The sequence below is a fragment of the Enterocloster sp. HCN-30185 genome, assembly GCF_037890305.1.
Taxonomy (GTDB): Bacteria; Bacillota; Clostridia; order Lachnospirales; family Lachnospiraceae; genus Enterocloster.
This window is the reverse complement of the sequence record NZ_JBBKBT010000002.1, coordinates 369,796-387,743: the sequence shown is the minus strand read 5'-3', so window position 1 is coordinate 387,743 and position 17,948 is coordinate 369,796. Positions and strand designations below refer to the sequence as shown.

Annotated in this window: 13 protein-coding genes and 1 pseudogene; 1 reads left to right on the top strand and 13 read right to left on the bottom strand. The window is 45.6% G+C overall.

Annotated features, from left to right (window positions below; translation table 11 throughout):
* Window positions 1-72: 72 nt before the first annotated feature.
* The 7 genes and pseudogenes from WKT10_RS03995 to WKT10_RS03960 all read right to left on the bottom strand — a co-directional run bounded on the left by WKT10_RS03995 (window position 73) and on the right by WKT10_RS03960 (window position 8,575).
* Window positions 73-1,676: pseudogene (locus tag WKT10_RS03995) on the bottom strand (response regulator transcription factor).
* Window positions 1,677-1,703: 27 nt separating this feature from the next.
* Window positions 1,704-2,699, bottom strand: a complete 996-nt coding sequence (locus WKT10_RS03985) for a sensor histidine kinase (RefSeq protein WP_340275584.1) — start codon at window positions 2,697-2,699, stop codon at window positions 1,704-1,706.
* Window positions 2,700-2,744: 45 nt separating this feature from the next.
* A complete protein-coding gene (locus tag WKT10_RS03980) occupies window positions 2,745-3,335 on the bottom strand; it encodes a hypothetical protein (protein WP_337933173.1) in 591 nt (196 codons plus the stop codon).
* Window positions 3,336-3,484: 149 nt separating this feature from the next.
* Complete coding sequence (locus tag WKT10_RS03975; RefSeq protein ID WP_066548049.1) at window positions 3,485-4,108, bottom strand: DUF4317 family protein; 624 nt, start codon at window positions 4,106-4,108, stop codon at window positions 3,485-3,487.
* A 24-nt stretch (window positions 4,109-4,132) separates the two neighbouring features.
* On the bottom strand, window positions 4,133-4,579 hold the full coding sequence (locus WKT10_RS03970) for a GNAT family N-acetyltransferase (protein WP_066548047.1): 447 nt from the start codon (window positions 4,577-4,579) through the stop codon (window positions 4,133-4,135).
* Between the two features lie 2 nt (window positions 4,580-4,581).
* Window positions 4,582-5,562, bottom strand: a complete 981-nt coding sequence (locus WKT10_RS03965; protein WP_340275581.1) for a DMT family transporter — start codon at window positions 5,560-5,562, stop codon at window positions 4,582-4,584.
* Window positions 5,563-5,566: 4 nt separating this feature from the next.
* On the bottom strand, window positions 5,567-8,575 hold the full coding sequence (locus WKT10_RS03960) for a glycoside hydrolase family 3 protein (protein WP_340275579.1): 3,009 nt from the start codon (window positions 8,573-8,575) through the stop codon (window positions 5,567-5,569).
* 262 nt (window positions 8,576-8,837) lie between these two features.
* Here WKT10_RS03960 and WKT10_RS03955 point away from each other — a divergent pair, with 262 nt between their 5' ends.
* Window positions 8,838-9,701, top strand: a complete 864-nt coding sequence (locus WKT10_RS03955) for a phosphoribosylaminoimidazolesuccinocarboxamide synthase (RefSeq protein ID WP_445292988.1) — start codon at window positions 8,838-8,840, stop codon at window positions 9,699-9,701.
* Between the two features lie 79 nt (window positions 9,702-9,780).
* Here the strand turns inward: WKT10_RS03955 and WKT10_RS03950 are convergent, their stop codons facing one another.
* The 6 genes from WKT10_RS03950 to WKT10_RS03925 all read right to left on the bottom strand — a co-directional run bounded on the left by WKT10_RS03950 (window position 9,781) and on the right by WKT10_RS03925 (window position 17,903).
* Entirely contained in the window at window positions 9,781-11,718 is a 1,938-nt protein-coding gene (locus WKT10_RS03950) for an oleate hydratase (protein WP_340275577.1), read from the bottom strand.
* Between the two features lie 113 nt (window positions 11,719-11,831).
* Entirely contained in the window at window positions 11,832-12,893 is a 1,062-nt protein-coding gene (locus WKT10_RS03945; protein ID WP_340275575.1) for a Gfo/Idh/MocA family protein, read from the bottom strand.
* Window positions 12,890-14,005, bottom strand: coding sequence for a Gfo/Idh/MocA family protein (locus WKT10_RS03940; protein ID WP_340275573.1), 1,116 nt, complete (start codon window positions 14,003-14,005; stop codon window positions 12,890-12,892). Before WKT10_RS03940 ends, WKT10_RS03945 begins: the two co-directional genes overlap by 4 nt.
* Window positions 14,006-14,358: 353 nt before the next feature.
* The gene (locus WKT10_RS03935) at window positions 14,359-15,270 is read right to left on the bottom strand and encodes an Abi family protein (RefSeq protein WP_340275571.1); all 912 of its coding nucleotides are present in this window, start codon (window positions 15,268-15,270) and stop codon (window positions 14,359-14,361) included.
* A gap of 320 nt (window positions 15,271-15,590) precedes the next feature.
* A complete protein-coding gene (locus WKT10_RS03930; RefSeq protein ID WP_066548024.1) occupies window positions 15,591-17,384 on the bottom strand; it encodes a flavin reductase in 1,794 nt (597 codons plus the stop codon).
* A gap of 90 nt (window positions 17,385-17,474) precedes the next feature.
* The gene (locus WKT10_RS03925; RefSeq protein ID WP_066548022.1) at window positions 17,475-17,903 is read right to left on the bottom strand and encodes a GNAT family N-acetyltransferase; all 429 of its coding nucleotides are present in this window, start codon (window positions 17,901-17,903) and stop codon (window positions 17,475-17,477) included.
* Window positions 17,904-17,948 lie beyond the last annotated feature (45 nt).

Sequence of the window (17,948 nt, the reverse complement as noted above, 5' to 3'; positions counted from 1 at the left end):
AAAATTTCAGGACAGGCCTATTTCTTTTTATACTTTTTTTATATTATTGCACTTTTTTACACTTTTTCCCTTTTACACCTCATGGCCGGCCTTGAAACATTCTGCTTCATATTCCTTCGGAGAAAGACCGGCGATCTTTTTAAATACCTTACTGAAATAAAAAGGCGTATCAAAGCCCAGCATATCGGAAATCTCATACATCATATATTGATGGCCGGCGATCAGTTCCTTGGCCTTTTCAATCTTTACGGCTGACACGAATCCTGTAAAGGATTCCCCTGTCTGCTTTTTAAAAGCCGTGCTTAAATACCCCTGGCTGATACCCAAGGCTTCAGCTGTCTGTCCCAGAGTGATCCGTTCCTTATAATGGGTCATTACATAATCCCGGACCATTTCCGCAATCTTATCCGTGCGGCTGTCTCTTCTCCGATCCAAAATAGCAGATATAGAAGCCTCAAACCAGCGGATCCATTTCAAAATCTGTTCCAGTGTGCCAAAACGCCCCAGCTTTTCCATAATGTTGACCTCGTAGGGAAAACCGCCTTCTTCATCATCCTCAAAAAAAGATGCTATAAAAAAATACAGATTGGCACAGGCATTCACAGCCTGTTCCCTTGAAGGGTGATATTCCTCCAAAAGCTGCGTCAACTGACCGATTACCTGCCTTAAGCGGCTGCTGTCATTTAAGGCGATCGCCTGGGACAGATCTTTTTTCAGGAGGCCGATATGAAAGCTTCCCGGGTGACCCGCATCTGTTTCACACTGTCTGGAATAAAAGACTACCGGATCTCCGGAATGGCCGAAATAATAGCTGGTAGCGCTCATGGCCTCATAGAGCAGGGCCGGAAATTCATGCAGGCTTTCCTTTCTGGTGCTGACTGCCACGGATACCGGCACCTCAAAGTAATCCTTTACCACAGACCGGATTTTTTCGCCCAGACTTCGGATGACCGTCTGATAATTTTCCACTCCTGCAACAGACAGTACAAGCACCAGGCTGTCCAGCTCCCGGCACACCAGACAGCTGCTGTCGAAATAACCTCCTGTCATCTGACCGATAATATTTTCTGCAAAGGAAATCACTTTTTTCTGGTCTTCTCGGGTAAATCCCTCCGAAAAGCCCTCAAACCCGTAATTGAAGCTGATAATCACAAGCACTGGCTCTTAAGCGTCTCCTCTGCCTCCTTAAACCCTTCTGCGGGCTCGTCTCCGACCAGAAGCTGCTCGATCAAACGGCGGATCCGGTCTGCTTTGGAGGGAAAGCCCGGGGACGCTTTTTCATTTGCAAGCCGTGTCAATTCGCAGCGCTCTTTTGCAAGCTTTAAGGCCTCTGAAAGTTTCTCCTCTGTCAGTTCCATTTTTACCAGATATTCTACGGCTCCTAAAGACAGCGCCTGACGAGCCAGGTTAAATTCCTCCAGATTGGTGAGAATGATAAAAACAATATCATCCCAGCCCCGTTCCTTTACAGCCTTCATAAAGGAGATTCCATCCATTCCCGGCATCTTAATATCTGTGATCACAATATCCGGTCTCTGTTCCTCCATCAGCTTTAAGGCCTGTTGTCCGTTCCCTGCCTTTCCGGCGATCACACACTCCTGCTTTTCCCAGTCTAAAAGAGAGGCGATTCCTGCAAGAATCAGCGGCTCATCATCCACAATCATAATCTGATACATTCCTCTTCCCCCTGTTGCATTTATATTTTAAAATTCCAGCGGCATGGTAACGGTAATTTCCGTAAATTTTCCCTCTGTGCTGTCAACCATCAGGCTATAGGACTCCCCATAATTTAACTTGATCCGGCGGTCTACGTTGGGAAGCCCGATCCCGCTCATGGAATTTCCCTTTACTTTTTCTGTATTCTCAAGAAGTGTTTTTAACCGTTCCTTTGGAATCCCCACACCGTTATCCCGCACGGTAAGAACCAGCATATCCTCTTGTCTGGATGCCCGGATTTTGATAATTCCATGACGGCCCTTTGGTTCAATCCCGTTGAAAATAGCATTTTCCACCAGAGGCTGCAGTGTCAGCTTAATCACCTTTGCTTCATAAAGCCCGGGATCATCCACCTGTATTTCCAGATCAAACAGCTCCACATACTTTACCTTTTCGATGGTTACATAGTCATTTAAAAATTCCAGTTCTTTTTTCAGAGTCACTTTTTCATTAAAGCCTTTTGCCATGTTTTTAAGAAGGCCTGATAAGGCAGTCACCATTTTTACAATGCCGCTGTTTTTCTGGATCACTGCGATCCAGCGGATGGAATCCAGCGTGTTGTAAAGAAAATGAGGATTGATCTGGGCCTGGAGCATCTTAAGTTCTAAATCTCCCTTTTCTTTTTCTGCCTTCAGCTGCTGATCCATCAGTTCTTTGATCCGCAGAGCCATATCATTTACCACACAGCCTACACGGCCGATTTCATCCTCGCCTTCTATCGAATCGTCCCTGATAAAATTTCCCGCCGCAATGGTTTCAATGTGAGCAGTCAGACGGTCAATAGGCTTTTTTATCTGCTTTGTAATCCGCGCGGATAACAGAAGTCCAAAAATCAAACAGGCCAAAAACATGATCACTACAGTCTGTACAATCATCATCCGGTCATTGGAAAGCTCATCTAAGGGCATGGTTTCATATACCATGATCCCGCTTTTATCATAAATCTCATATGTTACCAGACTGTCTTTCCCATGAACCTTCATTTCCAGTAGTCCTTTTTCCGTTCCTGAAGGCTGCGGATAATCCGGTCATTTTCCTCTCTGTGCTCCCCCCGGTTCTTCAATAGAAGCAATCCGGTCTCCGGCCGCAGTTACGATCACCGTTTCCTGTCCGTTTGCCGTGTCCAAAAGCATATCCTTAAAGAGATCCGTAGAAAGACACAGCACCGCCCAGCCGCCGGAGCCAGAATGCTCCAGCTTCCTGGCAATTGGAAGGATATTTCCCTCATACTGGGAAAATGGAGATGATTCCAGATCCAGCTGATAACGGTCCATGGTTTTTTCAAGCTCCCGATCCAGCCAGCCGCTCTCTATGATCCCCTGCGCGTCATCTGTGCTTCCAAAGGAAGAGCCTGTCTGAACCAGATTTCCCTGATCATCAAAGACAGACAGCTTTACAATATAGTTTCCGTACTCTGTAATCGCACAGTAATCTCTTATAAGCTCCGCATAATCCAGTCCGAGTTTTCTGGTTCCTGAGGTATGTCCTCCGTTTATTCCGGACAAATCAAAGGTTTTCCGCTCTGTACAGTTTAAGATAATATTGAGCATTTCCTCATATGCCAGCCGGCTTCGGTAGGAAATACTTTCTACATGGTGTTTCTGAGAATTTTTTGCCACCTCCAGAGTTTTCTGGTTCGCAGTTATGTAGGTACAGATACTTACAAAGGTTGCAATCAGGCATATGATCAGAAATGATAGCGCATCAACTGAACGCGCAGTGTTTTGGTTCGGATATATTTTTCATGGTTTTGTTTCCTTTTTCATTTTCATCCCTTTAAAAACCACTCTGTAAGCTCCCTGTGGGGCCGGTTCGGATCCTTTTCAAAGAGATTTACAAAATTCAGGGCAGCGCCCCGCTCTTTAAAAGCCGGGTATAAAAAGCCAAACTCCGGCTCTCCCGGCTCATATTCTCCGGTTAAAGGGCTGATAGCGCAGATCAGGTATTCGTACACCTCTTCAGAACCTTCCATCCACGCTTTATCCAGCCCTTTTACCGGCACATCGTATCGGCCATGAAAAAGGAAGCAGGACCATGGACCGTCCGGACGGTATTTCTCTCCTAAAATCTCATAAAACAGATCCGTATAGGCGTCATTTTTCATGCCGCATTCCTTAATGGCGCTTAAAAGCTGCCACAATCCTCCCGGCCGTCTGGCTTCTTTGGTAAGCGTATATTCCTTTAGCAGAGAATTTGTCTCAGAAAAAAGCACAGTCTTGGCGATGGAAAGGTTCTTTTTCCTCTCCGGTACGGAAAGCTTTAAGAAATTGATATTAAAGGTACCGTCCACATAGCCCTCTGCATCAAAGTACGCTCCAGCAATCCGGCCCACAGAAGAACGCTCCGGCGTTAGCCTGCGGGTCAGCTCCAGCATATCATTTCGGTCAATCATCCTGTTTCTTCCTCCCCTTTGTTTTTAAAGCTTAAGCTGGAAGTAAATCATGTCGTCCAGCTGTTTTCCTCCCTCATAAATCGGATGGTCATAGTGATCCATGAAAAAATGCGGAATCACAGATCCCCGTATAAAGCCGCAGTGCTCGTAAAACGGCACTGTAAGAGGGCTGTCTCCCGTTCCTGCCTGAAGGGTATGGAACTGATTTTTATATTTCTGACAGATAAAACGGATCAGCCTGCGCCCATATCCCTTTTTCTGGCACACCGGCTCCACCGCGATGTTTTTAAGCTCTAATACCCCATCTCCCTCATCTGTCACTACACAAAGAGCCATCCCTAAGGGCGTTTTTAAAACATACATATCTCCGCGTTCCAGATACCGGTCAATCATTTCTTCTTTCTCATCCCCCAGAAGCAAAAGCTCTAAATACTTCTTTTTGTTTTCTGTAATATTTATTATCTCTTCCAAATTTATTTTCCTTCCGTTCCGTCTTTTTTTTCCGGCTTTTCCGATGTATTTACAACAAAAATTCCAAGACTTACCAAAATCAGCGCTGCCAGTACATTCCATGATAAAGCCTGGCTGCTTTCCCCTAAAAAAACGGCTGACAGCAAAACTCCAAAGACCGGGATCATAAAGCCAAAAACAGTTACACGGCTGACCGGATTGTATTTTAAAAGAATACTCCAAAGCGTATAGGCCACAGCAGAGATCAGCCCCAAATACAGAAGAAGAACCACAGCTTCAGCTCCTGCCATAAGATCAACTCTTCCTCCGCAGCCAAGTCCGATCAAGATCAAAATGATCCCTCCCATGGTAAACTGATATCCGCTTAAAACAACTACGTCATACTGTTTGGAGTAGCGTTTTACCAATGCGCCGGATAAAGCATAAAAAATCTGTGCAATAAATACAAAGCCTTCTCCCCGGAAGGATACATCAAACAGCCCTTCGGATGTCTGTCCGGAAAGGTTGACCAATACAATGCCTGCCAGTCCAAACAAGCAGCCAAGCAGCTTTCTTCCTGTAAGCTGTTCATATCCAAACAGAAGGCAGGCGATCAGGATTGAAAGAAATACATTGGTACCTGTTATGATCGCCCCATGAACCCCTGTTACATAAACCAGCCCCATATAAAAGAAGTAATACTGGAGCACCGTCTGACATAGGCAGAGCTTTAAAATGCAGCTTCCTGCTCCCGCCGGAGGCAGGATCAGCCTCTTTTTTTGTATACAGTAAAAGCCGATCACCATCAATCCGGCAAGCAAAAAGCGAAGTCCGGCAAACACGATAATACTCCATGAATCCGTACCTTCGATGTGGAATTGTTCATAGCCGATCTTTATGGCTGGAGTGGCGCTTCCCCACAAAAAGGTACAGACGACAGCCAGGCAGATCACCACCGGAAGCCGGGACAGGGTTGTATCTTTATGATTTTTTGTCTCTTCCATTTTTTCACTCTCTTCTTTTCTTCTTTTTTTCTGGTTTCTTTGTCCGTCTGAGACAGAAAAGAAAGGCAGATGCCGCCATAAGATCAAAAGCGCCTAATGCGGCTCCCCACAGAGGAAAGGCAGGATAAATCACCGGCTTTAAAAGACCGGGGTCTCCCATCCTCTGGCTGTACTCTCTGTTTTCCGCTCTGGCATTCAAATACATATAGAGCACCTCTTTGGAGGTTCTGCGAAGAGCATGATAATAGAAAGCCTCATTTTCCTCCGTCAGGAAGCGGAATTTTCCATCATTTAAAATCCCATCCATCCACAGGCTTCCTCCGGCCCGCAGAGCCTGATCCCCGTTCATATATTTATGGTGATCCGCATAATCTGTGACAATGGCTCCATGAAAGCCCCATTCCTCTTTAAGGATTCCGGTTAAAAGGGCCTGGCTCCCCCCGGCCCACACCGCTCCGATCCGGTTATAGGCTGTCATAAAGCCAGTTGCTCCATAATCCTGAACCAGCATCTGGAAGGGCTTTAGATACAGTTCCCTGAGCGTCTGCTCTGTCATCCAGGTATAAATGCCGTCCCGGTAAATTCCCGATTCCTGATCATTGCAGATCAAATGCTTTACATAGCAATATACGCCCATATCCAGGCTTCCCCTCACTACAAGACCACCCATATGGCCTGAGATCAAGGGATCCTCCGAATAATATTCATAATTTCTTCCGTCAAAGGGGCTGCGGTGAAGGTTCACCGCAGGAGCATACCAGCCGCTGTAACCAAACTGGCCTGCTTCTTTTGCAATTGCTCTTCCCATTTCCCAGGCCAATGCGTTATTCCAGGTCTGAGCCAGTATGCCGGCATTGGGGAAGCCAGTTCCTGCCGGAATCTGGTGAAAGCTTCCGATCTGGGCTGGTCCGTCTGCCTCTCTGGCTAAGGGTTTTCCCAGTACAGATAACGGCTCAGTCTTTACATAGCCATGCAGAAAGAGATTTTCCATATCAGAAAAGGTAAGCTGATCCAGTACCTCTTCCCATCTGGGATCTTCCCAGTTTTTTCCAAGCCCATATCCCAGATCTGTAAGGCTTCCCATTCGTTCTACCATAAGCGTAAGCTTTTTTACAGACTTTTTGTCCCGTAACGCTTCATCTGAAGCAGTCCATGTCTCATCTGAATGCCAGGTATCCGCCAGTTCTTTGGTATACAGATTCAGGGCCGCCCCTTTATGAGAAAGACGGCGTACCGGCACATTGGCTTTTGGAAAGGTTTTATTAAAATCAGCCCGGCTCAGATAATGGATCGCTCCTCCTGCATCAGAACCGTCTATGGAAACACCGTCCTGAGCCTGTTCCCCCGTAAATTTATTGAAAACAGGAGCACCTGTGATCCGGTCTGTATCATAAAGCGTTCCAGCTGGTACATACAGACGGATGGTATTTTGATCCATGGCTGCCGGATGGTGGGCATCCGAGCGCAGAGACAGCTCATATATGCCTGCCTCCAGTTCATAACCCTGAAATCCGTTTTTATTTGCATCCTTTTCATCATAGGAAGCAAAGGAAGAAACAGGAACGGTAAGCGTAAAAGTTTCACAGGCTCCCGGCTCAAGGAGCGATGTTTTTGCATAGGCTGCCAGGGCAACGGATGATTTCTCAATTCCCCCCGGAGTATACGGAGGCGACACATACAGCTGGATCACGTCCTGACCGGCCCGTTTTCCCGTATTCGTGACACGGACCATAACAGAAATTTCTCCGAATGGATCCGGAACCGTCTGTTCCTTTGGAGCCTCCAAAAGTTCCCATTGAAATTCCGTATAGGAAAGGCCGTATCCAAACGGATACTGAACCACTCCATCATAGCCCCGCCCATATCTGTTTTCTACCCCATCCCAGAAATGCTGTGCATCTGCTGTCTCATACCATCGATAGCCCACATAGATTCCCTCTGCGTAGTCTACATAGGAAACCTGATCATAGGCAAAATTTTCTCCCAGATTGCCGCATTTCGTGCCATCTGCAGGATAGAGCGTCTCTGCGTTGGTATAGCGTCCCACACCCTCTCCTCCTGCATTGGCGTAGCTGGCGGCTGTGGAAAAATCATAAGCCCAGGTATCCGTTGTCCGTCCGGAAGGGCTTACGCGCCCCCAGAGGATTTCCGGCAGTACGCCCGCTCCTGATTCTCCCGTAAGGCCTGCATAAAGGCAGGCATCAATGCCGGAAAGACGTTCGATCGCACCCAGAGCCATCACATTTCCCGTATTTAAAACAAGGATCACATTTTTATAGCTTACACCCAGATAGCGCAAAAGATCCTCTTCCTCTTTAGACAGATCCAGATAGGTCCGGTTTGGATCCTCTGTAATTTCTCCCCCTTTTTTTGTCTGCTTATACTGTACCTTGGGACAGTCATTACTCTCGCCTGCAAACCGGCCGATCACAGCGATCGCTGTGTCCGAATAGTCTCTGGCATGGTCTAAAAGTTCCTCTGTATAATACTCCCGGTCTGAAATATGAGGTTCATAAAGGCGGCAGGATTCCTGCGGCCAGCTGTTTAAGGTATCACTATAAGGACGTTTGGGCTGAAATTCACGGTACATCCCTATCAGTTCTTCATTATAAGAAACCCCCGCATCCCTTAAGGCAGCCAGAAAATCCGTCTTAACCTGGGTGATCCGTCCGGAACCGGAGCCTCCGCCCAGCCACTGGGTAGACGCCCAGCCAAATACATTTACCTGGCGGACCGAATCAGAAAGAGGAAGTGTATCTTTGGTGTTTTTTAAGAGTACGCTTCCCTCTTCCTGTATCCTGTGAGACAAAAGCTGACTCTCCTGCGTTGTCTTTTCCATCTCCTCTTCCGATACTCTGGTACGGTCTGCTGCCAGATACAGATTTACTATATCTTTAAAATAAACCGCCGTTCCCGTTACTCCAATACTGACGGCAAGAAGAAGGGAAGTAATCACAAGGCCCGGCCTTATAGCACCTTTCTTTTTGGAATGTGTTTTTTTCTGTCGTATCATAAGGTCAAACTCCTGTCTTTTTTGCACTTCTCCGTTAGTTTAACGCGGATTTGCCATAATATCAATCATTCTTTTTAGCCTGTGGTAAATATGTCCTGACTATTTTATTTTTACGGCTATTTATTGTGCATAAAAGAGAACCTTTGTTTTTTTGCGTCTGCTGCGGTATAATTTTCAATCTGGGTATTGATTTTTACAGCCGATTTCGTTTATCCTTAGATAGAAGCTACATCAAAATTTTACATATAGCGAGGTATATGACATGAAACCGTTCAAAGAAGGAAAAGTTCGTGAGATTTATGACAACGGCGACAGCCTGATTATGGTTGCTACTGACCGGATCAGCTGCTTTGACGTAATCCTGCACAACGTTGTGGCCGGGAAGGGTACGGTACTGACCCAGATGTCCAGATTCTGGTTTGATTTTACAAAGGACATCCTTCCCAACCACATGATTTCCGTAGATGTAAAAGATATGCCTGAATTTTTCCAGCAGCCTGAGTTTGAAGGAAAAAGCATGATGTGCAAAAAGCTTACCATGATCCCGGTAGAGTGCATCGTGAGAGGCTATATCACAGGCAGCGGCTGGAAGAGCTATCAGGAAAACGGCACCGTATGCGGCATCCATCTTCCTGAAGGCTTACAGGAATCAGAAAAGCTTCCTGAACCCATCTACACCCCTTCTACCAAGGCCGAAATCGGTGATCATGATGAAAATATTTCTTTTGAGCAGAGTGTTTCCCACCTGGAGAAATGTTTTCCTGGAAAGGGCGAGCATTACGCGACCCTGATCCGCGATTATACGATCGCTCTCTATAAAAAATGTGCAGACTATGCATTAAGCCGTGGCATCATCATTGCTGATACCAAATTTGAATTTGGTCTGGATGAGGATGGCAATGTGGTTTTAGGCGACGAGATGCTGACGCCTGACAGTTCCCGCTTCTGGCCTGCACAGGGCTATGAACCCGGCCACTCCCAGCCTTCCTTTGACAAGCAGTTTGCCAGAGACTGGCTGACCGCTCATCCGGGCAATGACTGGACCCTTCCTGAGGAGATTGTGGAAAAAACTATTGACAAATATCTTCAGAGCTATGAAATGCTTACAGGAACCAAATTACAGTAAGCGACTTCTGTCCCATACCGCTGAGACAAACATTCAGGCAGAACCCTTTTATACAGGATTCTGCCTGTTGTTTATAATGCTACAGCACTCCGCATTCCCTGAGAAGTTCTCCTATCTCCGTATGTTCAATTTTTTTAATCGCCATTTTCCCTGCTTTCTCAAAACATGCCGGAAGCCTTTTCTTTAAAGGTGAAACTCCATCCATAAGCTTCACAGAGGCATTTAAAAGCTCTCTCATATCATAAGCGCTGCCCCATACCTCCGGTACCCCCCGGTCTACGCCGCACAGGCCGTAAACAGCCTCCATAGCCGTGCGCACGGAATACTCCGTTGTAAAAACCGTGTCTCTGGGAGTTTGGGCAAACTGGCCGATAAAGGCGGCATTTACGCTTCCTTCAGGAATTACATCCGGGCGGTCTCCCTCTCTTCTGGGCATGAAAAAGGCCGTAATATAGGGCATCATAGCCGGAACGCAGACCGCTCCCCAAGCAGCCAGATCATGAATCTGGTCAGCCGGAACTCCCAGATGATACAGCCATTCCTCCGTGATTTCCCTTCCCGTGCATTCACTCATAGGCTTGGGCACGAAATTTCCCACTCCATTTGGAAATAATCCATAGAGCCAGATGCATACCTCTTCTTTCTTCTGAGCCTTAAACTGACCCTGGCGGTTGACCGTCCAGCTTAAAAGCCAGCCGGAATCCTGACAGCTGACAATTCCTCCCGTAACTACCTTTCCTGTACGCGGATCTCTTCGGGCTATCTTTTTTATATAAGAAAGGATCGTCTCATCCGATGTAGTAATTGTGGCTGATTCCCAACAGGTCTTTTCACGGTTGGAGCAGAATTTTTCCGGACGTCCAAAGGACGTATCCTGTACTGCTATATTTTTCCAGAGTGTCCAGCAGTGTTCAGCCTCCGACTGTCTTTTCGGATCCGGTTTATGATCCTGGTCTCCGTAAACCGTTCCCTCTGTACAGCTTCCATTTGTAATAAATACCAGATCCTGTTCTGTAAGAGGAATCTGTGCTTTTGCGCCATTTATCATGCAGTCCAGAAATTTTGCCGTCTTTTTTCCCTCTCTGATGTCAAACTCCACATTTGTCACTGCAACTCCAAAGCGAAATTCCACACCGGCTTCTTCCAGATACCGTTTCAGAGGAAGGATCAGTGATTCATACTGATTGTAGCGTGTAAATTTCAATGCTGAAAAATCAGGAAGGCCGCCGATATGATGAACAAAACGCCTGAGATAAAGCTTCATTTCCAGAGCGCTGTGCCAGTTCTCAAAAGCGAACATGGTGCGCCAGTAAAGCCAGAAGGGCGAGTCAAATACTTCATTGTCAAATACATCTTCTATGGTTTTATCATACAGGTCTTCATCGCAGGTAAAAAACAGCCTCATAATCTGACGTCCCGCCTTTTCGCTGAGACCAAAATACCCCTGTGTACAGGCAGGCTTTCCCTGTTTTTCCGTTACCCTGCAGAGGGAATAATTGGGATCAGCCTTATTAAGCCAGTAAAATTCATCCAGCACCGAGGCCCCCGGCGTATCAAGCGAAGGGATGGATCGAAACAGATCCCACAGGCATTCAAAATGATTCTCCATCTCACGTCCGCCGCGCATAATATATCCTCTCGATGAATCCAGAATTCCGTCGCAGGCTCCCCCTGTACGGTCAGAGGCTTCCAGAATATGGATTTTATCCCCGGACATTCCGGCATCCCGGATCAGAAAACAGGCCGCCGCCAGAGAAGCCAGACCACCGCCGATTAACCAGGCCGACTTTTCTTCTATTCCCTCAGGTTTTTCAGGACGGGCAAATGCCTCATAATTGCCTTTGGAATAATAAATCCTCTGATTTTCTCCCTTTGACCCTTTATTTTTACAGGAGGAATTGCTGTCCGTAAGCCTGTGCATCCGTCCCTTTTTCCGGCTGGCCATCATAAGGACTGCTCCTGTTCCCGCAGCCATTATCCCTGCAGCCCCCGCCTTCCACATTTTTCCCTTTTTCATAGACTTTCCTTTCGTTTTTACCAAGTATCCGGCACAGGCCTTTCATTCGCCCATGCTGCAGATCTGATGATAGTCTGTACCGAAAGCCGGATTTTTAAACGAAAAGCGTTTTTCTAATTCCAGGGCATTGGCTGGGAATGAATCTCACAGCCCTCTGACATGACAGCCTCCCGGAGCAGCAGAGCCATATAGCTGTCCTGAAGAGCATCCCTTAAAGGATAAATTTCTTTTCCCGAATCGAGATACTCTCTCATATCATAAAGCATACAGGCAATGGCATATTCATCCTCAATCTCATCCAGATACAGCTCAGGCTTCCAGCCCCGGACACAATCCCTTAAACGTTTTGTTTCAAGCTGTCTGTACCGTGAATCTAATTCCGGCATAAGATATAGGGTTTCAGGGAAATTTTCTTCTGTAAGCCTGTAAAGAATCTGATCCGTAAGCTCTCCTTTCTGTCCGCGAACGGTCACATGGCGGCTGCGTATAAAAGACCGGTACTGTTCCCCCGAAAAATCATAAAGCGCCGTCTTTCCGGAAGCAAATTCAAACAGAGCCATGATTCTCCCCCGGCTGCTTACAGAACCATCCGTAATAGCCCCCTGACGGGAATCTGTCTCTGTCAGCGGAAACGTAAACTGCTTTCCTATAACAGAAAAGCGTTCATGTCCCATCAAAAGATATTTTCTGATCAGACTGGCCCCATGGTATTCATGTACCAGCGACAGATACATGGAGTCTGGCTGCCCTATGGCTTCATTTTGAATCTGATGCAGTCCTGCCCTGAGTGTGGGACAATGAAAATACTGCTCGCAGACCTGAATTTTACAATGGTATTTCTCTTTTAATTCCCAGATTCGTCTTAACTGTTTCAGACTGCATCCAATCGGTGTTTCAGTAAGCACAGGATAGCCCATCAACGCCCATTTCTCTGCCACATCTGCAATATTCCCTTTATTTACTGCCACAACCACGAAATCCGGTTTGGAGTTTTTGCAGTCCTCGTCTGATACAGTTGTGGGAAAGCCTGTTTCCCCATGAACCTTTGCAGCCTTCTCCTCAGATCTGCATAATATGTATTTTAGTGTAAACAGCTCCGGATACCGTCTGGCAATTCTCCCGTAAAACATGGCTCTGAAACCGGAGCCGATGATAACAAATGACAATGGTCTCATATTTCCTCCCTGATCCGTTTTTCCAGCTCCCTCTCATACTGCACTTCGTCTATCGGAAGAGAAACAGGCGCTCCCATCCAGGCAGAAAGATAGGCGGCATTGGTAAGCTCCAGAGAATTTAAGCCTTCCAGCCCATTGACTCTGACCGGACGTTTTTCCAAAACAGCCTGTGCAAAATCCGCCAGCATTTCCTCATAGGGTTCTTCATCCTGAGGAAATGTTTCCTCTGTAACTCTCTCCTTCAGTTCTTCTCTGGAATTGCAGGAAGCCGTCCTTTTATATTCTTCCAGATCCCGATCATACAGATGAAGGGTCAGATGGCTGTCCTCCAAAAGAAGCGTTCCCTTAGATCCCACAATTTCCAGCCGTTCGGTCCAGGTTCCTTCTCCCGTAGTAAGAATAAATACTGCTGTTTTCTTATCCGGATATTTCATCACAATCGTAGCCTCATCATCCACTGAAAAATCGTTATATTTTCCATAGGGAATCAAAGCGTAAAGGCTTTCCGGCATTCCAAAAAGCCACTGCCAGATATCAAGCAGGTGCTGTCCCTGGTTTAAAAGCGCACCGCCTCCTTCTCCCCTCCAGCTGCTTCGCCAGCTTCCGGATTTATGATAATGCCAGGTTCTGTAATATCTGGAGTTCTCCATCAGAATGCGGCGGATCTGTCCCAGAGTCCCACTTTCAAGAAGCTCATGGATCCGTTCGTACTTTGGATACATCCTCTGATGAAACATCATTGCAAAAACAAGATCCTTCTCTTCTGCCTTCTGACGGATCTTCAGGCACTGCCCCATGGAAACGCCTATGGGCTTATCACAGAATATATGCTTTCCCTTATCAAATGCCTGTATAATCATCTCCGGATGCAGCTTATGGGGCGTAACTATAAGACAGGCGTCAAACAGCTCTGAGGCGTCAAACAACTTCTCTGTGTCCTGAAAGACAGGAATCTCTCCGCCAAGCTCCGCTTTTGCCCACTGACTGCTTTCATGGCTCCTGCAGCAGACTGCCCCAAGACACATCCCGGAAATCCTTCCCTCCTGTATCATTTTCGCATATTTTTTTCCCATTGTACCGATCCCAATAACGGCCATTCTGATTTTTTCCATCCGCCTTCCCTTCCTTTCTGTTTTAAGCAGCAGGCGGGCCGGAAAACGTTTCCCGGCCCGCCTGATTCATCATTTACTCCGGATCATTCACGGCGCAGCCGTAAATAAAGAATCCTCTATGGGTATTGTAAACACCTTATCACCAGAATGCAATAGACAGATTAAATAGCTTTCAACGAAGATAGCTTATTCTCCAATACAACGACTGCTTTGAACCCTGATTTAAAATCAGTGCTAACAAATTGAAATAGGCAGCCTTTTTTATAGCTGCCTACCCGCCAATGGAATATTTGGATTCGGGCATTACCCATGCCTTCCTACGGTCTATTTTATTATATTCACAAACAGACCCTTTATCCATGCAAGGACAATATTTTATTATATAAATCCCTCCAATTTGTCGGTAAAATGTTCATCTTATATATATCCAGTTTCGTTTTCCATATAAGTTTATCCAATTCCTCTGCCAACATATCCCCATCCTTCTGCGGCAGTATTTTCTTTAACGCATACAATCTTGAATACAGATTTGTATTATCTGGAAGAACATCGGAACTGTCCCTATTATCTGGTATTACCACTGAAGAAGTCATACCTGCCAGCATAGAATGATGCGCACAGTAATTTCTAAGATTCCTGATCGCATCCAGCCATGTATCCATCTGTTTTGTTGTTTCTTTTTTATAATTATTTCCCGGATAGGTATAATTCAATACTTCCTTTCGCAAATCACCACGCAAATATGAATAAAGCATAACAATCGTTCCCATTTCAAAATATGAAAATGCCGCCCATACAGGCAATACATTATTTTGATGGGTTCCTCCCCTGCGATACTCTTTCAATTCCGGATGTTTAACCACATCTCTTCTCAGTTTTTCTTCATCACTGGTCAAGCCGGCAAAAAACCTTGTATTAAAAAATAATACATTTTTATTTCTGGTCTTTTTATCCTTTTCACTTCTGGTAGGAGTATAATATTGCTTATCCAGATAAAAACCTGCATCTCCAGTCTTTAGTGAAATCGCATTCGCAATCGCACTTTTAAAATAGACTTCTGCCTTCTTACAATATTTGAATAATAACAATCTCAGCTGCATATCGAAATCATACAACTCAAAGAAAACCTTTGCATCTGCTTTACTTCCAAATACATTGACCTGTGTTAATAGATATTTTCCATAACGGCTTGCTCTAAAGTATCCTGCATATTCTAAAAAATCTCTCATCTTTTTTCTCTGTCGAAAGTTTACATACTTTTTCATAAGTACCACCTGATTTTCCAAATCTATAGGCAATTCAGTACTTGACACTCATAACACCTTCTTTCATAGTAAAAAAAAAGAATGGATATACCATTCTTAATCCCGCCAATGGAATATTTGGATTCGGGCATTACCCATGCCTTCCTACGGTCTATAATTATAGTAACACATGCAAAGCAAAACTTCAACCACCTTTTTCACCTGAACCTTCGCAGTTGAAGCCACCCAAAATAAATAAGTATGTACCCCTGAACTACGCAGCATGCGGGCCGGAAAACGTTTCCCGGCCCGCATGATTCATCATTTAGTTATTCTGCAGCCTACTCAATGGGTTCAAAATCAGCTGCGCCATGCTTGCACAACGGGCAGATAATATCATCCGGCAGAGTATCTCCCTCATAGATATAGCCGCATACCTTGCACACAAAGCCCTTCTTGCCATCTGTCTGAGGCTTCGGCTTTACATTGTTCTGATAATAGGTGTAGGTCATGGTCTCCCGATCGCTCATCACCCTTGCTTCTGTTACGGAGCAGATAAACATACCGTGAGTATCCAGATCCACATACTGATCTACCTTTAATGACATAAAGGCATTGATATACTTGGGCAGGAAAGCCAGGCCATTGTCCGAACGGCAGATCTTCATACCTGCAAATTTATCTGCCTGACGTCCGCTTTGGAATCCAAAGGTTTCAAATATCTTGAAGGGAGCTTCCACGGACAGGCAGTTTACATTCATAATACCGGTCTGCTTGATCACATGATGGGAATAATTGGCCTTGTTAATATTCACAGCTACCCGCAGAGGCGTATCTGTTAGCTGCGTTACCGTATTTACAATGAGGCCGTTATCCCTTGTTCCGTCATTTGAGGTCACTACATAAAGACCATAGCCGATCTTAAAGAGAGCCTTCATATCATGCTTATTTGCCGTGACCTGAGAACGGGCAATATACTCCTCACAGAGTTCAGCAGCCATTCTGTCAATCTGCTCTCTGTTCTCACTGCTCAGTGAGGACTGAATGGTAATTTTATCCTTTAACCAGGTAATATCCTTTGACTTTTCAAACATAGACTTCATGGTCTTTGCCGCCAAAGGTGCCCAGGAACCATTTTCAATCAGGCCGATGGTGCGCTTGCAGTATCCCCGCTCTGTCAGATGGTCAATAAAGGTTCTCATAAACGGGAAAATCTCCGCATTGTAAGTAGTAGTTGCCAGTACCAGCTTTCCGTAGCGGAAGGCATTTTCCACTGCCTTTGACAGATCCATACGGGCCAGGTCGCAGACTACTACCTCCGGACAATTTTTTTCACGCAGTCTGGAGGCCAAAAGCTCAACTGCCTTCTTTGTATTTCCATAGACAGAGGTATACGCAATAACCACACCCTCTGACTCTGCCTCATAGGAGGACCAGATATTATATTTTTCAAGATAATGCCCCAGATTTTCCTTGAGAACCGGTCCGTGAAGAGGGCAAATCGTCTGGATATCAAGGGCTGCAGCTGCCTTTAAAAGCTTCTGCACCTGTGCACCGTACTTTCCCACAATACCGATATAATAGCGGCGGGCTTCATCGTCCCAGTCCTCCTCTGCATCCAGAGCACCGAATTTTCCAAAACCATCCGCAGAAAACAGCACCTTATCTGTACTGTCATATGTCACCATAACCTCCGGCCAGTGTACCATAGGCGCAAATACAAAGGTCAGTACATGAGAACCCAGAGTAAGCGTATCTCCGTTTTTCACCTCAAGAGTATGTCCCTCCAAATTCATATCCGGAAAAAACTGTCCCATCATGGCAAACGCCTTGGCGTTGGATACAATGGTTGTATTGGGATAATTTTTCATGAAATTATAAATATTTGCGGAATGATCCGGCTCCATATGCTGGATAATCAGATAATCCGGCGCCTTTCCCTTTAAAATACCGGACAGATTGTCCAGCCATTCGTGAGTGAATCTGGCATCAACCGTATCCATAACAGCACACTTCTCATCGCAAATCACATAGGAGTTATAGCACATCCCGTTGGGAACCTTATACTGTCCTTCAAAAAGATCTACGCTGTGATCATTAACGCCTGCATAAATAATATCTCTGGTAATTTCCATTATTATGCCCCTTTCTTCGTGATAGCTTTATTTTACCACGAATATGACGATTTTTCTATTAAAATCAGGTCTCATATTGTTAATTTTTTATTAATCCTCCCAGAGCATAACATATTCCTTCTGCCCTGTCATCTCATCGGTTTCTTCCATCTGAATCCGGAAGCTCTCCCTCTGATAAAAACGTACAGCTCTGGTATTTTTTGCATATACCCTCAGAGTCAGTCTGGAATGCTGCTTTTTTATATAGTCAAGGAGACGGCCCCCTATCCCCTGTGACCAGCTCTGGCTTTGCACAAAAATCCCCGCAATATACTCTCCGTCCAGTCCCACAAAGCCCTGAACTTTTCCTGAACCCTCTTCTTCCCATACATAAATTTCAGCCTCTGCAAGCATTCCCCTCACCGCTTCAAAATGATCCCTCCAGTATGAGGCAGGAATAAAATCATGTGCCTTAATATTTGTATCCAGCCAAATCAACGCAACCGGATCAAGATCTGATTGTTTCATACTACGTATCATACTATACTCTCCAATTTTGAATTTTCTAACAGCAAAAAGCACCCG

Coding starts and splice junctions, on each gene's coding strand:
- WKT10_RS03940 (WP_340275573.1), bottom strand. CDS start 14,005: ATGGAAAAAATCAGAATGGCCGTTATTGGGATCGGTACAATGGGAAAA.
- WKT10_RS03975 (WP_066548049.1), bottom strand. CDS start 4,108: ATGATTGACCGAAATGATATGCTGGAGCTGACCCGCAGGCTAACGCCG.
- WKT10_RS03930 (WP_066548024.1), bottom strand. CDS start 17,384: ATGGAAATTACCAGAGATATTATTTATGCAGGCGTTAATGATCACAGC.
- WKT10_RS03945 (WP_340275575.1), bottom strand. CDS start 12,893: ATGAGACCATTGTCATTTGTTATCATCGGCTCCGGTTTCAGAGCCATG.
- WKT10_RS03935 (WP_340275571.1), bottom strand. CDS start 15,270: ATGAAAAAGTATGTAAACTTTCGACAGAGAAAAAAGATGAGAGATTTT.
- WKT10_RS03925 (WP_066548022.1), bottom strand. CDS start 17,903: ATGATACGTAGTATGAAACAATCAGATCTTGATCCGGTTGCGTTGATT.
- WKT10_RS03960 (WP_340275579.1), bottom strand. CDS start 8,575: ATGATACGACAGAAAAAAACACATTCCAAAAAGAAAGGTGCTATAAGG.
- WKT10_RS03950 (WP_340275577.1), bottom strand. CDS start 11,718: ATGAAAAAGGGAAAAATGTGGAAGGCGGGGGCTGCAGGGATAATGGCT.
- WKT10_RS03985 (WP_340275584.1), bottom strand. CDS start 2,699: ATGAAGGTTCATGGGAAAGACAGTCTGGTAACATATGAGATTTATGAT.
- WKT10_RS03955 (WP_445292988.1), top strand. CDS start 8,838: ATGAAACCGTTCAAAGAAGGAAAAGTTCGTGAGATTTATGACAACGGC.
- WKT10_RS03965 (WP_340275581.1), bottom strand. CDS start 5,562: ATGGAAGAGACAAAAAATCATAAAGATACAACCCTGTCCCGGCTTCCG.